The 19,610-nt window shown below is 67.4% G+C and carries 19 protein-coding genes; 11 read left to right on the top strand and 8 right to left on the bottom strand.

From position 1 onward, the window contains the following. The first annotated feature begins 76 nt into the window (after window positions 1–76). Genes AC1MB9_RS08510 through aroB form a run of 8 tightly spaced genes read left to right on the top strand, consistent with a single transcriptional unit; the run spans window position 77 to window position 8,670 of the window. A complete protein-coding gene (locus AC1MB9_RS08510) occupies window positions 77–286 on the top strand; it encodes a hypothetical protein (RefSeq protein WP_479961537.1) in 210 nt (69 codons plus the stop codon). Between the two features lie 55 nt (window positions 287–341). Next, on the top strand, window positions 342–2,996 hold the full coding sequence (alaS, locus tag AC1MB9_RS08505; protein ID WP_479961536.1) for an alanine--tRNA ligase: 2,655 nt from the start codon (window positions 342–344) through the stop codon (window positions 2,994–2,996). Window positions 2,997–2,999: 3 nt separating this feature from the next. Then, window positions 3,000–3,470: a Holliday junction resolvase RuvX gene (gene ruvX, locus AC1MB9_RS08500; protein WP_479961535.1), complete on the top strand. Its 471-nt coding sequence runs from the start codon at window positions 3,000–3,002 to the stop codon at window positions 3,468–3,470. A gap of 2 nt (window positions 3,471–3,472) precedes the next feature. After that, on the top strand, window positions 3,473–4,915 hold the full coding sequence (gene mltG, locus AC1MB9_RS08495) for an endolytic transglycosylase MltG (RefSeq protein WP_479961534.1): 1,443 nt from the start codon (window positions 3,473–3,475) through the stop codon (window positions 4,913–4,915). Continuing rightward, window positions 4,912–5,790 (top strand): shikimate dehydrogenase, encoded by an 879-nt coding sequence (locus AC1MB9_RS08490; protein WP_479961533.1) that lies wholly within the window; start codon window positions 4,912–4,914, stop codon window positions 5,788–5,790. The genes mltG and AC1MB9_RS08490 overlap by 4 nt, the downstream gene beginning before the upstream one ends. Window positions 5,791–5,795: 5 nt before the next feature. Next, on the top strand, window positions 5,796–7,019 hold the full coding sequence (gene aroC, locus AC1MB9_RS08485) for a chorismate synthase (RefSeq protein WP_479961532.1): 1,224 nt from the start codon (window positions 5,796–5,798) through the stop codon (window positions 7,017–7,019). Further along, window positions 7,019–7,552 (top strand): shikimate kinase, encoded by a 534-nt coding sequence (locus tag AC1MB9_RS08480; RefSeq protein WP_479961531.1) that lies wholly within the window; start codon window positions 7,019–7,021, stop codon window positions 7,550–7,552. The genes aroC and AC1MB9_RS08480 overlap by 1 nt, the downstream gene beginning before the upstream one ends. After that, window positions 7,552–8,670, top strand: coding sequence for a 3-dehydroquinate synthase (aroB, locus tag AC1MB9_RS08475; RefSeq protein WP_479961530.1), 1,119 nt, complete (start codon window positions 7,552–7,554; stop codon window positions 8,668–8,670). Before AC1MB9_RS08480 ends, aroB begins: the two co-directional genes overlap by 1 nt. 14 nt (window positions 8,671–8,684) lie before the next feature. On the opposite strand, the gene AC1MB9_RS08470 is transcribed toward aroB, so the two are convergent. Further along, complete coding sequence (locus AC1MB9_RS08470) at window positions 8,685–9,113, bottom strand: DUF779 domain-containing protein (RefSeq protein WP_479961529.1); 429 nt, start codon at window positions 9,111–9,113, stop codon at window positions 8,685–8,687. 134 nt (window positions 9,114–9,247) lie between these two features. After that, complete coding sequence (gene exaC / locus AC1MB9_RS08465; RefSeq protein ID WP_479961528.1) at window positions 9,248–10,771, bottom strand: acetaldehyde dehydrogenase ExaC; 1,524 nt, start codon at window positions 10,769–10,771, stop codon at window positions 9,248–9,250. Between the two features lie 141 nt (window positions 10,772–10,912). On the opposite strand from exaC, the gene AC1MB9_RS08460 reads away from it, so the two are divergent. After that, window positions 10,913–12,394, top strand: coding sequence for an HNH endonuclease signature motif containing protein (locus tag AC1MB9_RS08460; RefSeq protein WP_479961527.1), 1,482 nt, complete (start codon window positions 10,913–10,915; stop codon window positions 12,392–12,394). Between the two features lie 53 nt (window positions 12,395–12,447). On the opposite strand, the gene AC1MB9_RS08455 is transcribed toward AC1MB9_RS08460, so the two are convergent. Continuing rightward, a complete protein-coding gene (locus AC1MB9_RS08455) occupies window positions 12,448–13,794 on the bottom strand; it encodes a helix-turn-helix domain-containing protein (RefSeq protein ID WP_479961526.1) in 1,347 nt (448 codons plus the stop codon). A 173-nt stretch (window positions 13,795–13,967) separates the two neighbouring features. On the opposite strand from AC1MB9_RS08455, the gene AC1MB9_RS08450 reads away from it, so the two are divergent. Beyond that, complete coding sequence (locus AC1MB9_RS08450; RefSeq protein ID WP_479961525.1) at window positions 13,968–14,360, top strand: hypothetical protein; 393 nt, start codon at window positions 13,968–13,970, stop codon at window positions 14,358–14,360. A gap of 2 nt (window positions 14,361–14,362) precedes the next feature. On the opposite strand, the gene AC1MB9_RS08445 is transcribed toward AC1MB9_RS08450, so the two are convergent. From AC1MB9_RS08445 to AC1MB9_RS08425, 5 genes are read right to left on the bottom strand one after another with little or no spacing between them, the layout of a single operon-like run. After that, the gene (locus AC1MB9_RS08445) at window positions 14,363–15,112 is read right to left on the bottom strand and encodes an SDR family oxidoreductase (protein WP_479961524.1); all 750 of its coding nucleotides are present in this window, start codon (window positions 15,110–15,112) and stop codon (window positions 14,363–14,365) included. A gap of 36 nt (window positions 15,113–15,148) precedes the next feature. Continuing rightward, complete coding sequence (locus AC1MB9_RS08440) at window positions 15,149–15,529, bottom strand: flagellar assembly protein FliW (protein WP_479961523.1); 381 nt, start codon at window positions 15,527–15,529, stop codon at window positions 15,149–15,151. Continuing rightward, the gene (flgL, locus tag AC1MB9_RS08435; protein WP_479961522.1) at window positions 15,526–16,431 is read right to left on the bottom strand and encodes a flagellar hook-associated protein FlgL; all 906 of its coding nucleotides are present in this window, start codon (window positions 16,429–16,431) and stop codon (window positions 15,526–15,528) included. Before flgL ends, AC1MB9_RS08440 begins: the two co-directional genes overlap by 4 nt. 3 nt (window positions 16,432–16,434) lie before the next feature. Continuing rightward, window positions 16,435–17,880 carry a flagellar hook-associated protein FlgK gene (gene flgK, locus AC1MB9_RS08430; protein WP_479961521.1) on the bottom strand — a complete coding sequence of 482 codons (1,446 nt, stop codon included), beginning with the start codon at window positions 17,878–17,880 and terminating at the stop codon, window positions 16,435–16,437. Window positions 17,881–17,889: 9 nt separating this feature from the next. Then, the gene (locus AC1MB9_RS08425) at window positions 17,890–18,375 is read right to left on the bottom strand and encodes a flagellar protein FlgN (RefSeq protein WP_479961520.1); all 486 of its coding nucleotides are present in this window, start codon (window positions 18,373–18,375) and stop codon (window positions 17,890–17,892) included. 311 nt (window positions 18,376–18,686) lie between these two features. Here AC1MB9_RS08425 and AC1MB9_RS08420 point away from each other — a divergent pair, with 311 nt between their 5' ends. Then, window positions 18,687–19,511: a sigma-70 family RNA polymerase sigma factor gene (locus tag AC1MB9_RS08420; RefSeq protein WP_479961519.1), complete on the top strand. Its 825-nt coding sequence runs from the start codon at window positions 18,687–18,689 to the stop codon at window positions 19,509–19,511. Window positions 19,512–19,610: the final 99 nt, after the last annotated feature.

Raw genomic sequence — 19,610 nt, 5'->3', positions numbered from 1 at the left:
AGTGAACTAAGACCGCTACTCTTAACGCAGCACCTTTTGCGATAGGTGCCGCCCATCAAAACTCAAGGGAGCATCTGTGAAAAACTTCATCTGGCTGGTTGTAGGTGTCGCCGCCGGTTTCGTCGTCGCCCACGAGGTGAACAAGTCGCAGCAGGGCAAGCAGTTCTTCACCGACCTTGACGCCAAGGCGCGCGAGTTCGGGGAGGCCATCTCCGACGGCTACCGTCAGCGCGAGGCCGAGCTGCACGCGGCGCTTGGCGACGCCGACGAGGCGACTGCCCAGTAGCTCCTCGCTCGCCACAAACTTTCGCTATTCACGCACCACCAAGGCTACGGACACCATGCAGACTGCCGACATTCGCGGGCGCTGGCTCGACTTCTTCGCTGATCGCGGACACACGGTTGTGCCGTCCGCCTCCCTGGTAAGCGACGACCCCACCCTCCTGTTCACCGTTGCCGGCATGGTGCCGTTCGTGCCGTACCTCACCGGCCTCGTGCCGGCGCCCTATGCGCGCGCCACGAGCGTGCAGAAGTGCATCCGCACCAACGACATTGAAGAGGTCGGCAAGACGCCGCGCCACGGCACGTTCTTTCAGATGAACGGAAACTTCTCGTTCGGCGACTACTTCAAGGAAGAAGCCATCGGCTTCGCCTGGGAGCTGTTGACCACCCCCGAGAACCAGGGCGGTTACGGCTTTCGCGAAGCCGACCTGTGGGTCACCATCTACCTCGACGACGATGAGGCATTCCGGTACTGGCGTGCGCTCGGAGTCCCCGAGAACCGCATCCAGCGCCTCGGCATGGAATCCAACTACTGGTCCACCGGCCAGCCCGGCCCGGCCGGCCCCTGCTCCGAGATCTTCTTCGACCGCGGCCCCGCCTACGGCGCCGACGGCGGACCGGCCACCGACGACGACCGTTACGTGGAGATCTGGAACCTCGTCTTCATGCAGTACCTGCGCGGCGAGAGCACCGGCAAGAGCGACTTCCAGATTCTCGGTGAACTTCCCAAGAAGAACATCGACACCGGAATGGGACTCGAGCGCGTCGCATTCCTCAAGCAGGGTGTCGAGAACATGTACGAGATCGACCAGGTTCGCCCGGTTCTCGATCGCGCCGCCGCCCTGTCCGGCCGCCGCTACGGCGCCGACCATGACGACGACGTGCGGATGCGCATCGTCGCCGACCACGTGCGCTCGTCCCTCATGCTGATGAGCGACGGCGTCATGCCGTCCAACGAGGGCCGCGGCTACATCCTGCGGCGCCTGCTTCGTCGCAGCATCCGCGCCATGCGCCTGCTGGGCGTCGATTCGACCAGCCTCCCGGAGATGCTCCCCACCTCGCGTGACGCCATGATGTCCTCCTACCCGGAGGTCTTCACCGACTTCAGCCGCATCAGCCAGGCCGCGTACTCCGAGGAGGAGACGTTCCTGCGCACGCTCGCCAGCGGCAGCGCCGTTCTGGACCTCGCCGTGGCGAAAACCAAAACCGCGAACAAGACCGAGCTGGCCGGGCCGACCGCCTTCCTGCTGCACGACACCTACGGTTTCCCCATCGAGATCACCCTCGAAATCGCGCAGGAAGCCGGCCTCAGCGTGAACCGTGAGGCCTTCGACACGCTCATGACGAAACAGCGCACCATGGCCAAGGCCGATGCGAAGTCGAAGAAGACGCACCTGGCCGACCTCGGCGTGTACAGCGCGTTCCGCGCCGCCGGTGAGACCCTGTTCACCGGCTACGACGAGATGCAGCACGAGTCGAGCGTGCTCGGACTCATCGTCGACGGCGTGTCCGTGACGAGCGCCGTGGCCGGCGAAACCGCCGAGGTCATTCTCGCCGAGACGGCCCTGTGGGCCGAGTCCGGCGGACAGGATGCCGACGCCGGCCTGATCGTGGGTGCCGGGTACGAGCTTGAGGTGCTTGACGTGCAGAAGCCCGTCAAGGGACTGATCAGCCACACCGTCACGGTGCGCTCCGGCGAGGTCGGAGTGGGAGACCAGGCGACCAGCATCGTCGACCCGGACTGGCGTCGCGGTGCCCGGCAGGCGCACTCCGGCACGCACGTGCTGCACGCGGCACTGCGTCAGGTGCTCGGGCCGAACGCGCACCAGTCGGGTTCGTACAACAAGTCGGGTTTCTTCCGCCTCGACTTCTCCTGGAACCAGGCGCTGTCGCCGGCGACGCGGAGCGAGATCGAAGAGATCTCCAACAACGCCATCCGCGACAACCTACCCGTCACCACCCGCGAACTGCCGCTCGACGAGGCGAAGGCGCTCGGCGCCATGGCCCTGTTCGGCGAGAAATACGGTGATCGGGTGCGCGTCGTCGACATCGGCGGCCCCTGGTCGCGTGAACTGTGCGCCGGTACCCACGTCTCCAGCAGCGCCGAGATCGGCATGATCAACCTCACCAGTGAGGCATCCGTCGGATCGACGAACCGTCGCGTCGAGGCGCTCGTCGGCCTCGAAGCCTTCCGTGACCTCGCCACCGAGCGAGCCCTCGTCTCCCAGCTCACCGCGAGCCTCAAAACGCCGCGGGAAAACCTGCCGGAGCGCATCGGCGAGCTGGTACAAAACCTCAAGTCGGCGGAAAAGAAGATCGCGGCCTTCGAGTCCCGTGCCCTCACCGAACGCGTGCCCGCGTTGGTGTCCGCCCAGACGCGCGCCGGATCGGTCACCCTCGTGGCGAAAGACCTCGGCGTGCTCAACTCCGCCGACGACGTGCGCATGCTCGTGACCGCCACGCGGGAGCGACTGGGCGCAGACCCGGCCGTCGTCGCCCTCGCGGCCACCGTCGGTGAGAAGCCCGTTGTCGTCGTGGCCACCAACCAGGCGGCCCGTGACGCCGGCCACAAGGCCGGCGCGTTGGCCAAGCAGGTGGCGGGAATCCTCGGCGGCGGCGGAGGCGGCAAGGACGACCTCGCGCAGGGCGGCGGAGTGAACACCGAGGCCATCCCGGCGGCCCTCGGCGCGGTGCTGTCCACGGTCTCGCGCTAAGTCATGCGGTCGGGTGTGCGGGTCGGAGTCGACGTCGGCAAGGTTCGAATCGGAGTGTCTCGCAGCGACAACCACGGCATGCTGGCCATGCCGGTGGAGACCGTGAGCCGCGACGCGGACGGGCGCCGCGACATCGCCCGCCTGCTCGAGATCGTCAGCGAATTCGACGCCGTTGAGGTCGTTGTCGGCCTCCCGCTCGCACTGTCCGGCAACCGGACCGCGTCCACGGAGGATGCCCAGGCCTTCGCGGAGGCGTTGGGGCACGCGCTGAGCGTGCCGGTGCGCCTCGTCGACGAACGCCTGTCCACGGTGTCGGCGCAGTCCGCGTTGCGCGCATCCGGGCGCCCGGCCAAGACGCAGCGCCCGGTCGTCGATCAGGTGGCCGCCACTATAATTTTGCAGCATGCGCTCGACAGCGAGCGTTCATCGGGCAACCCAGCCGGCTCGCCCCTTGACCTGAGCGGAAGGCCCTGATCGTGCCGAGCACTCCCGGCGACCAGCCGATGCCGTCCCGACGCTCGCTGCGCCTGGCGCAGCAGGCGCGCGAAGAGGCAGAGCAGCTGGCCCGTGAAGCGTCGGGAGAGGCCGAGTCGGCTCCCGTCTCGGCCGATACGACCGGCGACGGGCCACTGCCGGAACCCGAGCAGGCCGCCGGCCCAGTTGAGCCAGAGCAGTCAGACCAGCCTGCCCGGCCCGCAGTGCCCAACCGCGACGCGGTTGCGGCGCCACGCCAACCAGACGACGGGCCCTCCATGATTCCGACCAACGAACCCACCGATCGCGCGGACCTGCGCGCCGCCGGGCGAGCCCATCGTCGTGCCACAGTCGCCGCCGAACCGCCGCGTGAGAAGCGACGTCGCAAGGGCGCCTGGGGGTGCCTCATCGCGCTGGTGGTCATCCTCGCCCTGCTCGCCGGCGGCGCCTACGCGTTGCGTGCCCCCATTGCGCAACTGATTGCCGCGGTGCAGGGGCCGGCGGACTTCACCGAGGAGGAGGCCGCAACCGGCACAGACACCATGGTCATGATCCATGCGGGTGATTCCGGTTCGGACATCGCCGCGACGCTCGTGGATGAGGGGGTCGTCAAGGGGTACACCGCCTTCTACAAGCTGCTCCTGGCCGTGCAGCCGGAGCCGGTGTTCCAGCCCGGCGCGTACCAGCTCAAGACCCGGATGACCGCCGAATCCGCTCTCGACCGACTGCTCGATCCAGCCAGCAAGCTCGACCAGACGGTGGTCATTCCTGAGGGAACCGCCGCCGACGTGGTGCTTGAGTCGATCGCGGAGGGCACCGAAATTCCCCTCGCCGACCTGCAGGCCGCCGCGGCCACCCCGGCATCCTTCGGGCTGCCGGCCGAGGCGACCACACTCGAAGGCTTCCTGTTTCCCGCCACCTACACCTTCTCGCCCGGAACCTCGGCGCAGGACGCCCTCAAGACCATGGTTAACCGGCAGTTCACGGCCCTCGACAGTGCGGGCGTCGCCCCGGAGAAGCGCTGGACGACGATCGTGCTCGCCTCCCTCATCCAGCGGGAGGCCGGTCTGCGCGACGATTATTACAAGGTGTCCCGCGTCTTCCTCAACCGGCTCAACCCGGAGCGGTGGAAGAGCGGACTGCTGCAGTCCGATGCGACCGTGGCCTACGGCACCGGCAACACGCACCTCGTGACGACCACGGATGCCGAGCGCAGCGACGCCGGCAACCTGTACAACACCTACGCGCACCCCGGGCTGCCCATCGGGCCCATCTCCAACCCCGGCGACCTTGCGATCGATGCCGCCCTGAACCCCGCGGACGGTCCGTGGCTGTTCTTCGTGACCTGGAACCTCGACACGGGAGAAACGATTTTCTCCTCCACGGTGCAGGAGCACGACGCGGCCGTCGTGAAGTGGCAGGACTGGATGAGGGAGAACCGGTGACCCGCGTCAGCACCCCGCGATTCGCGGTTCTGGGCTCGCCCATTCTGCACTCGCGATCACCCGCGCTGCACCGCGCCGCGTACCGGGTCCTCGGCCTGAAATGGCATTATGAGGCCCACGAGGTGCGCTCCGGCGAACTCGCGTCGTTCATCGACGTTCTCGGGCCCGAGTGGCGAGGGCTGTCACTCACGATGCCGCTCAAGCACGAGGTTCTCCCGCTCATCGATGAGCTTGACCGGGTGGCCGAGCTCACCGGCGCCGTCAACACGGTGCTCATCACACCGGCAGGCCAGGAGGGCGGCGCGCGGACGCTCAGCGGCTTCAACACCGACGTGGCCGGCCTGGTGCGTGCGCTCACCGAGAACGGTGTCGTGCGGCCGCCGCACGTGACGCTGCTGGGCGCGGGAGCGACGGCAACGTCGGCGCTCGTGGCCGCCGCGGAGCTCGGAGCCGAAGGCGTCGACGTGATCGTTCGCGACCCGGCCAAGGCCAGGCCGCTCAGGGAACTGGGCACGACACTCGGGCTCACCGTGACGGTGTCGGCCCTGGCCGACCTCGCCGACGCACGCCCCACGAGTGACCTGGTCATCAGCACCCTTCCGGGCGGAAGCACCCTGTCGGGAGAATTCCCGCCCGCCCTGCGCCGCAGTGTCCCGTTGTTCGACGTGGCGTATTCGCCGTGGCCGAGTGCGCTGGCCACATCGTGGCAGGCCAGCGGCGGCACGGTGTTGTCCGGCCTGGGCATGCTGTTGCACCAGGCGCTGATTCAGGACCGAATTTTCGTAGCCGGCGATTCGCTCATCCCGCTTGAGGATGAGACCGAGGTGCTTGCGGCCATGCGCGGCGTCTTGTGCCGCGACCCTGTGGAAGGATAGGAACCATGCTTCGTTGGCTCACCGCCGGAGAGTCCCACGGCCCCGAACTCATCGCCATTGTCGAGGGTTTGCCCGCTGGAATCCCGGTCACTCTAGATGCGATCCGCCTCGATCTTGCGCGCCGGAAACTCGGCTACGGTCGTGGGGCTCGAATGAAATTCGAGCAGGATGAACTCACGGTATCCGGGGGAGTGCGTCACGGTCTCACCCTTGGCGGCCCGGTCGCCCTGCGGATCGGCAACTCCGAATGGCCCAAGTGGGTCGATGTGATGAGCGCCGACCCGATCGACACCGAATCCGACTCGGCCCCGTCGACGACGCGCGGTCGCGGTGCGCCTTTGACCCGTCCGCGGCCCGGCCACGCCGACCTCGCCGGCATGCAGAAGTACGGCTTCGACGAGGCCCGCCCCGTCCTGGAGCGCGCGAGCGCCCGGGAGACGGCCGCCCGGGTCGCCCTCGGCGCCGTCGCCCGATCCTTCCTCGCCGAACTCGGCATCACCCTGGTCAGCCACACGCTGTCCATCGGTCCGGTGCGAGTACCTGAGACCGCCGCGCTTCCCCGTGCGAGCGATGTCGACACCCTCGACGCCGACCTGCTGCGCTGCTTCGACCCCGAGACATCCGCTCTGATGGTGGCCGAGGTCGACGCCGCGCACCGCGACGGTGACACCCTCGGCGGTGTCGTCGAGGTGCTCGCCTATAACCTGCCTCCGGGACTGGGCTCGTTCGTGCATTGGGACCGTCGCCTGGACTCGCAGCTCGCCGCGGCGCTCATGGGCATCCAGGCCATCAAGGGTGTCGAGGTCGGCGACGGTTTTCTCACCACCACCCGTCGCGGCTCGGAGGCGCACGACGAACTGGTCATGTCCGACGGCGCCATCCAGCGCGCCAGCGACAAGGCCGGCGGCACCGAGGGCGGCATGAGCACCGGAACCGTGCTGCGCGTGCGCGCGGGCATGAAGCCGATCGCCACCATCCCGCGTGCCCTGCGCACCGTGGATGTCGCCACGAGCGAGGCCGCACCGGCGCACCACCAGCGTTCCGATGTGTGTGCCGTGCCCGCCGCGGGCGTCGTCGCGGAAGCCATGGTCGCGCTCGTGCTCGCCAACTCGATGCTGGAGAAGTTCGGCGGAGACTCCATCGGCGAGACCCGGCGCAACCTCGAGTCGTACCTCGCGCACATTCCCTCGAACCTGCAGACGGGCGCGTCGAGCGACGCGTCGCTGTAGTGAACGACAATACGGCCGCCAGCGACACGGCTGAGGTGCGCCCGTTTCCTCTCGTGTTCATCGGACCGATGGCCGCCGGCAAGAGCAGGATCGGCAAGCGTGTGGCGCGCGGACTGGGCGTGCCGTTCATTGACACCGACAAGGTGATCGCGGCGCGGTACGGTCCGATCAGCGAGATCTTCGCACGTGAGGGCGAAGAATACTTTCGCGTGATCGAGCGCACGGTCGTCGCCGAGGCGCTGCTGGCGCCGAGCGTCGTCTCGCTCGGTGGCGGGGCCGTGCTCGACGCCGACACGCAAACCGACCTGGCGGACCACACGGTCATCTACCTCAGCGTCAATGCCAAGGCCGTCGGGAAACGCATCGGCGGCGCCAAGCGCCCGCTGCTCGCCGGGGGAATCACCGACTGGCAACGGATATTCGACCAGCGACGCCCGCTCTACGAGCGGCTCGCAAGCATCCACTTCGACACGTCACACCGTCCCATCGGCGGCATCGCCGACGAGATCGTGGCCTGGGTTAGAAAGAGATAATGACTGAAACAGCACCCTCCGCACCGGCACCCCTCGCTTCAGTGCCCGGAACAACCGTCATCCCCGTGAACGGCGACGACAGTTACCCGGTGTACGTGGGCAACGGCCTCATCGGCTCCGTCGGGCAGCAGCTCGGCACCGAGGTACGCAAGGTACTCATCGTGCACACCGCTACGCTCGGCGCGCGCGCCGTGGCGCTGCGCGAGAGCCTGCTCGACAACTACGAGGTCATGATCGCCGAGGTTCCCGACGCCGAACCCGCCAAGCGCGTGGAGGTGGCGGCGTTCTGCTGGCAGGTGATGGGCCAGGCCGACTTCAGCCGCACTGACGCCGTGATCGGCCTCGGCGGCGGCGCGGTCACCGACCTCGCCGGTTTCGTGGCGGCCACGTGGCTGCGCGGCATCAAGGTGATTCAGGTCCCCACGAGCGTGCTCGGCATGGTGGACGCCGCGGTCGGCGGCAAGAACGGCATCAACACCGCAGAGGGCAAGAACCTGGTCGGCACGTTCTGGGCGCCCACCGCCGTGATCTGCGACCTCGACCTGCTCGAGCAGCTGCCACGCAACGAGATTCTCGCGGGCTTCGCCGAAATCGTGAAGGCCGGCTTCATTCAGGTTCCGGAGATCCTCGACATCATCGAGGCCGACGTGAACCTGGCGACCGACCCCACCACGCCCCAGTTTCGTCGCCTGATCGAACTGTCGATCGAGATGAAGGCTCGCGTCGTCGGCCAGGACTTCAAGGAGTCCGGCCTGCGCGAGATCCTCAACTACGGTCACACCCTCGGTCACGCCGTCGAGCACGCCGAGCGGTACGGCTGGCGTCACGGCGCCGCCGTCGGTGTCGGCATGATGTTCGCCGCCGAGCTCGCGTGCCTGAGCGGCCGCCTCTCCGTGGAGGCCGTCGACCGGCACCGCCGCATCCTCGAGTCCCTCACCCTGCCGACCACCTACCCGGTGGGGCGCTGGAACACCCTGCTGGCGACGATGCAACGCGACAAGAAGACCCGCAGCGGCATGCTGCGCTTTGTGGTGCTCGACGACATCGCCAAGCCGACGATCCTCGAGGGCCCCGACGCGTCGCTGCTGTTCTCGGCGTACCAGGCCATCGGCTCCTAGACCGATTCCCCGGGTCAGGCGAACGGGACCGCGGTCTCCATCAGCCGGGAACGGATGAGGAACCGTACGCCGCGCGGAGCCTCGGCCGAGAAGCCGCTCCCGCGGCCGGGAACCACATCGATCGTGAGAAACGTGTGGCTCCAGTAGGCGAATTGCTCCGCCGACATCCAGAAGTCGATCTCCTGGGCCGGCTCGCCGGCCGGGGCGATATCGAGTCGGCCCAAAAGAACATCCTGGTCCGAGGTGATGAATTCGCCGGCCATGAAGCACATCGGGGCGCTGCCGTCGCAGCATCCGCCGGACTGATGGAACATGAGCGGGCCGTGCTCGTCCCACAGGCTGCGCAGCAGGTCGATGGCCACCGGGGCCAGTTCAACGCGGGGAACACTCTCCCCGGGAATGGTGACAGAGGCCATCACGGACTCTGTGGCGAGATCTGGCATGTGTGGCCCTTCCGAGAAAAGAAAAACGGGCTGTCAACGACACGTCGTCGTTGACAGCCCCAGAATAGCCGGGGCCTGCCTGCGCAGCGCCCCGGCCGTTCACATGGGGTGAACCGGGCGTGTCCGGCGACGGTTTAGAAGAAGCCGAGGGCGTCTTCCGAGTACGACACGAGCAGGTTCTTGGTCTGCTGGTAGTGGTCGAGCGCGAGCTTGTTGTTCTCCCGGCCGATGCCGGAGCTCTTGTACCCACCGAACGCGGCCCCGGCGGGGTAGGCGTGGTAGTTGTTGACCCAGACGCGTCCGGCCTGGATGTCCCGCCCGGCGCGGTAGGCGACGTTGCCGTTGCGGGACCAGACGCCGGCGCCGAGGCCGTAGATGGTGTCGTTGGCGATCGAGATGGCGTCGTCGTAGTCGGTGAAGCTCGTCACGGCGAGAACCGGCCCGAAGATCTCCTCCTGGAAGATGCGCATGCTGTTGTTGCCCTCGAACACGGTCGGCTGCACGTAATAGCCGCCGCTGAGGTCGCCGCCGAGGTCGGCGCGTTCGCCGCCGAGGGCGAGCTTGGCGCCCTCCTTCTTGCCGATGTCGATGTACGACAAGATCTTCTCGAGCTGGTCGTTGCTCGCCTGCGCACCCACCTGGGTGTCGGTGTCGAGGGGGTTGCCCTGGATCGCGAGGCTGGTGCGCTGCACGGCGTCGCCGAGGAAGCTGTCGTAGATCGACTTCTGCAGCAGGGCCCGGCTGGGGGCCGTGCAGACCTCGCCCTGGTTGAAGGCAAAGAGCGCGAAGCCCTCCTGGGACTTGTTGTAGAACGCGTCGTTCTCGGCGGCCACGTCACCGAAGAAGATATTGGCGCTCTTGCCTCCGAGCTCGACGGTGGAGGGGATGATGTTGGCGCTGGCGTACTGCAGGATGAGGCGCCCGGTGGTGGTCTCACCGGTGAACGCGATCTTGCGGATGCGCTTGGAGGAGGCGAGCGGCTTGCCGGCTTCGAGGCCGAACCCGTTGACAACGTTGACGACGCCCGGGGGGAGGATATCGCCGATCAGCTCCATCAGCACGAGGATCGACGCGGGCGTCTGCTCGGCGGGCTTGAGCACAACGGTGTTGCCCGCGGCGAGGGCGGGGGCCAGCTTCCAGACGGCCATCAGAATGGGGAAGTTCCACGGGATGATCTGGCCGACGACGCCGAGCGGCTCGTGGAACTGGTACGAGACCGTGTCGCCGTCGAGCTGGGCGTGGTCGCCGTCCTGGGCGCGGATCGCCGACGCGAAGTAGCGGAAATGATCGGCGGCGAGGGGGATGTCGGCGTTGAGGGTTTCGCGGATCGGCTTGCCGTTGTCCCAGGTCTCGGCCACAGACAGAAGCTCGAGGTTGGCGTCGATCTTGTCGGCGATGCGGTTGAGCACGGCGGCGCGTTCGGTGGCGCTGGTCTTGCCCCAGGCCGGGGCGGCCTTGTGCGCTGCGTCGAGGGCGAGCTCGATGTCTTCCGCGGTTCCGCGGGCGACCTCCGTGAAGGGGCGGCCGGTGACGGGGGTCACGTCTTCGAAGTATTCACCCTTGACGGGCGCAACCCACTCTCCGCCAATCCAGTTCTCATAGCGGGGCTTGAAGTTCACCTTTGCGCCCGGAGTTCCGGGGGCTGCATATACGGTCATGACACTCCTATTCGACGACGATGTCGGGAAGGCCGCTTGTCGCGGCCTTGGTTGGGAGTCTAGGAACACCAACGTTGCGAAAGGTTGCGGGGGCCCGGATCGGCTCGGCCCAGTGTCAGTGGTGCCTGTCACACTTATCTCATGACAACCACCATTGACGGTGTTTTCGTTGATCTGGCCGTGGCTTTGGCCCGGTCGGGTATATCCGCGGCGTCATTCGCGGAGCTCTCCGACGATCAGTCGGAGAACACCCACCGGGCCATCGCTCGGCTCTCCCGCGAGGTCGCCACCTACCTCGCCCTGTCGGCGGCGAACGTCGCCACCCGCTCCGACTGGCAGCTCGGCCGCGAAGGCCTCGCCCGCAAGAAGGGATACCCCAGTCCTGAGGACTATGTGCAGTCCCTGGGCGGAGGCGGCGGCAGCAGCAAGGCCGACACCCGTCGCCTGATCGAGGCCGGGACCATGGCCACCGAGGCCGAAACCGCCCGGGAACGCCAGAAGCAGGCCGACCAGTGGGCTCGGGAGTTTCCCGAGGCGCCGCCAGTAGATGTGCACACGCCGTGGTTCGCGCCGCTCGGCACCGCCGTTACGGATGGGACCTTGAGTACCGAGTCCGCGACGGCGATTCGTCGGGGCCTCGGTGAAACCGCAATCGGGGTGACCGAAGCGATGCTCGCCGACGCGGTCGTGCAGCTGATCGACCAATGTCAGTCGGTAAACGCGGACCAGGCGGCGAAGGCGGCCCGGCAGTGCCGGGACTCCATCGATGCCGCCGGTGTCGCGTCGCGAGCCGACGCGATGCGCGCCCGGCAGTACCTGAGGGTGTGGGACAAGCCGGACGGCATGTTGCACGGCACCTTCGAACTGGACCCGGAAAACGGCGCCTACTTCAAGGACTTCCTGCTGCAGATCACCGGCCCCCGCACCGGCGGACCCAGATTCGTGGAAGAGGGCGAGAAAGAACGCGCGCAACGCATCATCGACGACCCCCGCTCCACGGACCAAATCGCCGCCGAGGCCCTGATCGAGGTGATCAAGGTCGCGGCCGCCGCCGACCCCGGCACCCTGTTCGGCCGGATTCGCCCTTCGGTGAAGCTCGTGGTCACTGCGACAGACGCTCCAGCCCCGGCACCGTCGCGTGGTGCCTCGAGCGAACTGGTTCTGGCAGACGGGTTCATCGAAGGATCCCCGGGCGCGGTCCCGACGACGACCATCGACCGGTCGATTTGCAACGCCGGTTTCATCCCCGTGCTGTTCAGCAGGGACGGCACGGTGCTGGATGTGGGGCGGGAGCAGCGGCTCTTTACCTCGGCGCAACGCGCGGCACTGGCGCTTCGGGACGGCGGATGCAGGTGGCCCGACTGTCGCCGACCACCGAGCTATACGGAAGCCCACCACATCAACGGCTGGAACGCCGACGGAGGCCTCACGAATCTCGACGACGGCATCCTGCTCTGTGCCCGAGATCATCTCCGGTTGCACAACGACGGGTGGGAGATCACCCGGATCGGCCCCGAGTATTGGCTGATCCCACCGCCGGCGGCCGACCCCACCCGAACCGCCATCCGGCTCGCCGGCAGATCGCCACTGACATCGGGGTCGCCGCTGCACCTACAGGCCTGAACCAGCACCAGACGCAGTCGTTGGCGCTGTCGCCAGCCTTGTGCTCGGTAGGACTACGACCGGGCGCGGGCGGGGGCGGGTGTGAGTTCGTCGTCGATGCGCTTCAGGCGAGCCACGACGGTGGCCCGCTTGGGGGAGCGGGCAGGAAGCAGTTGCAGGCACGCGCGCCACACCTCGGTGTCCCAAGTGGCTTCCTCGGAGCGCGCGTATTCGAGCAAAACCTCCACCGAGGCATCCGCCAGCATCGCTTCGCGCAGGCGAGCGCTGACCTCAGACCGGATGTCGGCGATGCCGGGCGAGACCGAGTTGGGCAGCACGGATCCGCGGTACGCACCCATCGCCACCCGGTGCGCACCGCGTTCGAGGAAAGCCAGCACCCGCTGGGCATCGATCTCCAGCGTCGTTTCGAGCCGGTAGGGCCGGGAGCTGATCACCACCCGCCCCGAGAACAGTTCGAGCACCTTGCGCACGCGCACCATCTCGGCCCGAAGCGTGTCGACCGAATAGCCGTCGTCGCTCAGTAACAGGGCGAGCCGGTCGGCGGAGAGCCCCTCCCGGTGCCAGGCGAGGAGCGCGAGGATCTCGGCGTGCCGCGGGCTGAGATCCACCGACAGGGTGCCGGTTTCCAGGTGCCCGTGGTCGGTGCCGAGCACGTTGAGGGTCACGGGGGTTGCGGCCCGGCGCGGCGCGGCCACGATCAGGGGTGCGGCACGTGTGGTGGTGAAGTCGCGCGGAGTGGCACCGAGCCGCTGGATGCGCAGCTCCGCCTCCATCGCGGCCACCGCGGCCTCCACGAGCGGAAGGGTCTGTGGTGCGACGGCCTCGTCGCCACCGGTGATGTCGATGACGCCGAGGATTTTGCCCGTGTCGGGGTCGTGGATGGGAACGGCGGTGCAGCTCCATGGGTGGGCGAGCAGGCTGAAGTGCTCGGCGCGGCGAATCTGAATTCCACGATCGAGCGCCAGGGCGGTACCGGGCGCGCTTGTGCCGACGCGACCTTCGGACCAATCGGCGCCCTCGACGAACAGCATGTCCTCCACCTTGCCGCGCAGCACCCGGTCACCGTCGATCCAGAGCAGCCGTCCCGATTCGTCGCCGACCGCCACGATCAGTTTCGACTCGAAGGCGTGCCGGATCAGCAGGTTGTGCACGACCGGCAGCACGGTGGCAAGTGGATGCTGGTTGCGCATATCGCGCAGCTCAACGTCGGTGAGCGCGCGTTCCGGGGCGACCCGGGTGGGGTCGAGGCTGAGCGAGAGGGAACGCTGCCAGGAGTCCTGCACCAGCTTGCGAACACCGGCGCTGATGATGCGCTCGGACACCGCAGATTCGTGGGCCTTCTCCAGGGCGCGTCCTTCGGCGGTGGCATTCGAGGGGGAGCTGAGCCAGGGCCCGGTCAATGAATCCTCCGATCTGCGCTGGTCGACGACGACGCACACGACGGCACGGCGGACTGTCAGTCTAGGGGGGTGCGGGAGGCCGCGGTATGACGCCCGAGGGTTTCACAGCTACGGCCGCGGAGAAAACTTGTGGATAACTCACTTTGCAGGAGGAAGCGTCGCATTCTGGAGGCATGACCATCCTTGATGAGTCCCCACCCGTCAATTCCGGGGCAGAGGCCAGAGCGCGCGTGTTCGACCTGATCGGGCGCGCCATCCGACGCCAGTTATGGGTCATGGTGTTGGACGCCCACGGATACCAGCTCCCGCTGCTGATCCCGATTGGCGATATTCCGGTGCGTCCCGAGCCGGGCGACCTCGCTCCGGCGGGGGCAAACATGTGCACACTGTTGTCGGAATACGCTCCGGGCGGCAGCGTGATTCTCATCCTCGAGCGTCCCGGCACCGCCGTGCTGACGGCCACGGACCGGGCGTGGAGCGTCGAACTCGCCTCCGCCTTCGCGCCCATGCCCGTCACCGGAATCTTCATCGCCCACGACGACGGCATTGCCCCGCTCACCGCGTAGCTTTATCGGAGGCGCGCGGCCAGAAAATCGGCGTAGGTTGCGGTTCCGAAGCGATTGCCCGGAACGAGGTTGTCGCCGGCACGCAGCGCCGCGAACGTGGCGCCCGGCAGGCGGAACGATACGATCGGGCGCCGCACGCCCATCGCCGCGAACGTGCTGCGGGCGATCTCGGTGGCCGTGAGAACCTCCGGGCCGCCGATATCGGGCGCGTGCCCGGCGGCGGGCCCCGCCGCGAGGCGCAGCAGCTCGCCGGCCACGTCGTGCACGGCAATGGGCTGCAGCCGGATGCGGGGGCTGAAGACCACGGGCATCCGCCGCTGCGCGTGGAACAGCGAAAATACGAGCTGGTGAAACTGCGTCGCGCGCAGGATGGTCCACGGCAGGCCCGAGCTCTGCACGACACGCTCGGTCCACAGCTTCTCGCGGTAGTAACCGAGCGGAATGCGGTCGACGCCGACGATGGAGATATACACCAGGTGAGGCGGGGTCGCCGAGCGCCGGGCAGCGTCCACGAGGGTACGGGTCATGCGTGCGTCGCCGCCACGCGGGTTGGTGGCACAGTGAACGATCGTCTGCACGCCGTGCAGGGCGGCATCGAGGCCGTCACCGGTCAGAAGGTCGGCGCGCGCCCAATCCGGCCCGGATCCCCGGCGCGCCTGACGGCTGAGGATGCGAACGTCTCCCGGGTCGGCACCCGCCACGACGGCACGGCCGAGCGTGCCTGTTCCACCGGTCAGCAGCAGCGAGCTCATGCACGCATTCTGGCACGACCCGTGCGGAACGTGTGGCTACGCGGCGGTGGTGAGCTCGGCGCGTAGGGGCCAGTCCTGACCCTCGAGGATCAGCTGGGCGCAGACGCCGGTGAGTGCGTTCACGATGATCGGGGCCATCAGGTTGACCGTGGTGTTTCCTTCGCCGGGGTTCACGACCACGAGCACGAGCGCATCCGTCGGTTCGGTCAGGGAGAGCGAGCCGGACTGCTCGGTGGAGATGTACGGGCTGTACTCGGGCAGGTACACGGCGGCGTCGAGAACATACAGGCGCGTGCTCGGGTTCGGCACCGCCTGCAGCGAATAGAGCCCGTCGGCGCCGTCAATCGTGGTGAGCGTGAAGTTCGTCATCGGCGCGAGGCCGGGTGGGGGAGTGACGAAGGTCAAAGAAGCGGTCATCGGAGAAAGTCCATCAGGGTCGGTTGCAGCACGCGGGCGGTCACGGCCAGTGCGGCCTGATAGGTCACTTCCTGAAGCTTGAGGTCCAGAATCACCTGCGACAGGTCGATGTCTTCGACGCCCGAGCGTTGTGCCTCGAGGGCACCGGACTGCTCGAGCAGCGCGCCCTGTGCGCGTTCCAAGCGGGCCAGCCGGGCGCCCATCTCCGAGCGCTGGCCAATGATCGTGGAGAGCCGGTCATCGATCGCCGTGAGCTGGTCACTCACCGGGGTTTCGTCGCGCAGGTTGCTCGCGATGGTGTCGATGAGGGCGAAGACGGACGGGTTGGCGGACGGGGTGCCGACCGTACCGGGGGTTCCGAAGATCGCCCCACCGTCGGCATCCACACGAACCGTGGTGTCGGCACCGATACGACGGTTGACGCTGCTGCCGTCGCTCCCTTTGAACTCGTACGCGGCAGTGAAGGCGGCGCCTTTATCGGAACTGCCGGCGAAGACCGTGCGTCCGAGATAGGAGGTGTTCGCCACGCCGAGCAGATCTTCCTTGAGACCGTCGAGCTCCACCGCGATGGCTTCCTTCGCCGCGGGGGAGAGCGCGCCGTTGGCCCCCTGAACGGTGAGGTCGCGCACGCGGTTCATGATGTTCGTCGAGGCGGAGAGCGCGGAATCCACCGTCGTGAGCCAGGCGTTGCCGTTGTCGGCGTTGCGGCTGTACTGGTCGGTGGCCCGAATCTCGGCGCGCACCGACATAGCCGCAGCGGCCGCGGTCGGGTCGTCGGAGGGACGGTTGATCGCCTTCAGGGTGCCGGCCTGTTCCTGGAGCTTCGACAGGTTGGCCATGTTCTCTTGCAGGTTGCGCTGCGCTGAGCGCATCTGCGTATGGCTGGTGACGCGATCGATCATGGCTTACCTTCCCACCAATCCGGTGCGGTTGATCAGGGTGTCGAGCATTTCGTCCACCGCGGTCAGAACTCGGGCGGCTCCCTGGTACGCGTGCTGAAACATGAGCAGGTTGACGTTTTCTTCGTCGAGATCCACCGAGGCGTTGGAGAGCTGGCGGCCGACGGCGGATGCCGCCGTGCTGCTGGCAACGCTGGCCTGTTGCAGCTGCCCCTGCGCCGCAACGCCGAGCTCGATCACAAAGGTCGACCAGACGGAGTCGGGGGAGGCGATCGGCGTGCCGTCGGTGGTGTTCACGGCCTTGCCGGCGCCGAGCTGCGCGATCGCGTCGGCGATCGAACCGTCGTAGGCGCCGAGGGTCGTGTTGCCGGCGCGCACCTCCGCTCCCGTTGTCGGAACGACGCTGAGGTTCGCCGCAGCGGGGCCGGGGCCCACAGTGAAGAAGGATTTTGAGTCGGAGTCCGTGCCGTAGATGTCATTGACCTTCTGGGCCAGGTCCGACGCGAAGTTGTTGTAGGACTCCGCGGCGCCGACGATCGGCCCGCCGGCAGCGAGCATCGACATCGCTCCGGCGATCTCACCGCTGTCCACGATCACGGGGGTGCCGGAGCGGCTGGATTCCTGCCAGACGAGGCGGGGGTCGTTGTTGACGCCCGACGCTGTCGCGGCCACCGCAGCCGTCATGGTCGCCGCTCCCGATACGGCCAGCGCGTGCGCCTTGTTGCCGGAGACGAGGGCATTGCCGCCGATGAGCACGTCGACCGTGCCATCGGGCTGCTCCCGCACGGTGGCGCCGGTGAGGGCCGCGATCGTGGCGGTGAGCGCTCCGCGCTGGTCGAGAAGCTCGTTGGGGGACCCGCCCGATGCGACCGTCGAGCGGATGCGATCGTTCAGGTCGGCAACGCGGGTCGCGGCGCTGTTCAGTTCGTTCGCCATCCCGGCGAGGTCGCTGCGCACGCTTGACCACTCGGACGACACGTCCTGGTAGCCCTGCTTGATCTGGCCCACCAGCTCCGCGGCGGTGCCGAGCAGCAGGGCGGCCGGAGCGGTGGTGTCGGAGCCGTTGGCGAGCGTCTGCCATCCGGCCCAGAAGGCGCCGAGCTTGGCCGAGATGCCGTTCTCACCGGGCTCCTTGAGCGAGCCTTCGAGTGCGCTGAGGGAGTTGGCTCGCACGGCGGTGTAGCCGGCCGTGCCGGCGGAGAGGCGCACCTGGGCGTCGAGCTGGCTGTTCCCGAGGCGGGCGACGCCGTCGACCGTGACGCCCTGGCCGATGCGCACGCCGGCGCTGAACACGCCGGTCGTTGCCGGGGGAGTGAGCGCCGAGGTTTCGATCCGCTGGCGCGTGTAGCCCTCGGTGTTGGCGTTGGCGATGTTCTGACCCACGACGTCGAGGCCCTTACGTGCGGCGACGAGACCGCTGTACGCCGTGTTCAGGCCGCTGAAGGTGCTCAACGCGGCCGCCTACAGGTTCTGGTCGAGCAGTCGGGCGGCGCGGGCGGAACCGTCGGCGGTTCCGCGGGCGTCGTAGGTGTTGATCTCGGGGACCACTCCGGCCATGGTTTCCTGCATGGAGCGGCTCGCGGTTCGAATGAACTGTTCGTTCACGTCGCGCAGCGCCTTGATCTGGGTGGTGAGCTCGCCCATGGCCTTGAGATGAGCGTTGAGGATGTCGCCCCACGGGCCGGAGGGAGCGTTGGCGGCGAGTTCGCGCAGGGTGGCATCCTGGCTCGTGCCCCACTCGGTGGCGAGGGCGGCTACCTCGACGGAGCGACCGAGGCCGGCTTCGCGTACGAGCGTGAGCACCTGCTCAACCTCCCGGGTGGCGTGCTGCAGCCAACGGTTCTTGCCGCCCTGCAGCAGCAGTTGCTCCTCTTCGAGCTTGAAGACGAGCAACTCCAGAAGTTCACGTTCGCGCCAGAGCAACGCGGACAGTTCATTGGCACTCATGTGCGTCAACCACCATCTCCGATTCGTGCCGTGCCGCCCGCAAGTGCAAGGGATTCAACGCATTCGTAGGCACTATCGGCAGTGATGCACACGGCGTTAGACACAGAATACGGGAAATCGACGCCATGAACGGTCGTCTGTCCCCCTAAAAGAGGACATATTCTGCCCACATTCGGGGGTGATTTACCGCTAGGTTGGCTTCAGGTGATAATTGGCTGTGAATTACAGGTGAATTATCCTCGTCAAGTTTGTGCTATACGCGCAGGTACGGGCGTACGCGGTCATTTTTTCATTATCGGGGGGAAACGCACGTGAATCGTTCAGAGCGCAACCAACTCGTACTGGAAAATCTTCCTTTGGTGGGGTACCTCGTCTCCGAGGTTTGGGCCAAGGCGCGGCACCTCTCACGTGACGATCTGGCCTCTGCCGGCGCTGTTGCCCTGATCACCTCGGCGGATGCCTTCAATCCCGCTCTCGGAGTGCCCTTCGGCGCGTTCGCGAGGCGGCGCATCATCGGTGCCTTCGCCGATGACATGCGCGCCAACGACTGGGCGACCCGCGGTGCCCGTCGTCGAATCAAAGAGACGCTCGCCGTGCAGGAAACCCTCGCTGCGGCGTTGGGTCGCACCCCGAACGTGGACGAGGTTGCCGCATCCCTCGGGGTAGACCGCGCGGAGGCCCTGGCCGGCATCGCGGATGCGGCTCGCACCGTGTCGACGATTGACGACGCCACCACCGAGATGCTGATCGCCGACACGATTCTTCCCGAGGAGTCGCTTCTCACCGCGGAGCGCCTCGGCTACCTGCGAGCGTCGATCTCGGCACTGCCCGAGAAGTTTCGTTTCGTCGTGGAACAGATCTACTTCGAGGACCGCGCCGTCAAAGACATCGCCGCCGAACTCGGCACCACGCACTCCGCCGTGTCGCAGACCCGTGCCGAGGCGATCCGCCTCCTGCGCGACGGGCTCGGCACCCACTACGCCGACGACGCCGAAGCCGAATACGTACCCGAGTCCCGCATCGCGCCGGCCCGCCGCAGCGCCTACCTGGCCCGCCTCGCCGAGCACTCCGCCGTGGCCATGACCCGAGCCGCCGCCGCCCGCCTCCCCACCCCCGACATCTCCGTAGCCTCCTAGCCCCGCCCCCTCGCTGGTCGAGGAGCGCCGTCTACGGCGCGTCTCGAGACCTCGCGACCCGGCCTTCAGACCTGGCTCACGTGGTCTCGATCGCTCCTT

The organism is Cryobacterium sp. AP27, from assembly GCF_056680495.1.
Note: the sequence above shows the minus strand (reverse complement) of the source record. Positions and strands in the feature narration are given on the sequence as shown.

Coding starts and splice junctions, on each gene's coding strand:
- alaS (WP_479961536.1), top strand. CDS start 342: ATGCAGACTGCCGACATTCGCGGGCGCTGGCTCGACTTCTTCGCTGAT.
- ruvX (WP_479961535.1), top strand. CDS start 3,000: ATGCGGTCGGGTGTGCGGGTCGGAGTCGACGTCGGCAAGGTTCGAATC.
- aroC (WP_479961532.1), top strand. CDS start 5,796: ATGCTTCGTTGGCTCACCGCCGGAGAGTCCCACGGCCCCGAACTCATC.
- aroB (WP_479961530.1), top strand. CDS start 7,552: ATGACTGAAACAGCACCCTCCGCACCGGCACCCCTCGCTTCAGTGCCC.
- AC1MB9_RS08470 (WP_479961529.1), bottom strand. CDS start 9,113: ATGCCAGATCTCGCCACAGAGTCCGTGATGGCCTCTGTCACCATTCCC.
- exaC (WP_479961528.1), bottom strand. CDS start 10,771: ATGACCGTATATGCAGCCCCCGGAACTCCGGGCGCAAAGGTGAACTTC.
- AC1MB9_RS08460 (WP_479961527.1), top strand. CDS start 10,913: ATGACAACCACCATTGACGGTGTTTTCGTTGATCTGGCCGTGGCTTTG.
- AC1MB9_RS08450 (WP_479961525.1), top strand. CDS start 13,968: ATGACCATCCTTGATGAGTCCCCACCCGTCAATTCCGGGGCAGAGGCC.
- AC1MB9_RS08445 (WP_479961524.1), bottom strand. CDS start 15,112: ATGAGCTCGCTGCTGCTGACCGGTGGAACAGGCACGCTCGGCCGTGCC.
- AC1MB9_RS08440 (WP_479961523.1), bottom strand. CDS start 15,529: ATGACCGCTTCTTTGACCTTCGTCACTCCCCCACCCGGCCTCGCGCCG.
- flgL (WP_479961522.1), bottom strand. CDS start 16,431: ATGATCGATCGCGTCACCAGCCATACGCAGATGCGCTCAGCGCAGCGC.
- AC1MB9_RS08425 (WP_479961520.1), bottom strand. CDS start 18,375: ATGAGTGCCAATGAACTGTCCGCGTTGCTCTGGCGCGAACGTGAACTT.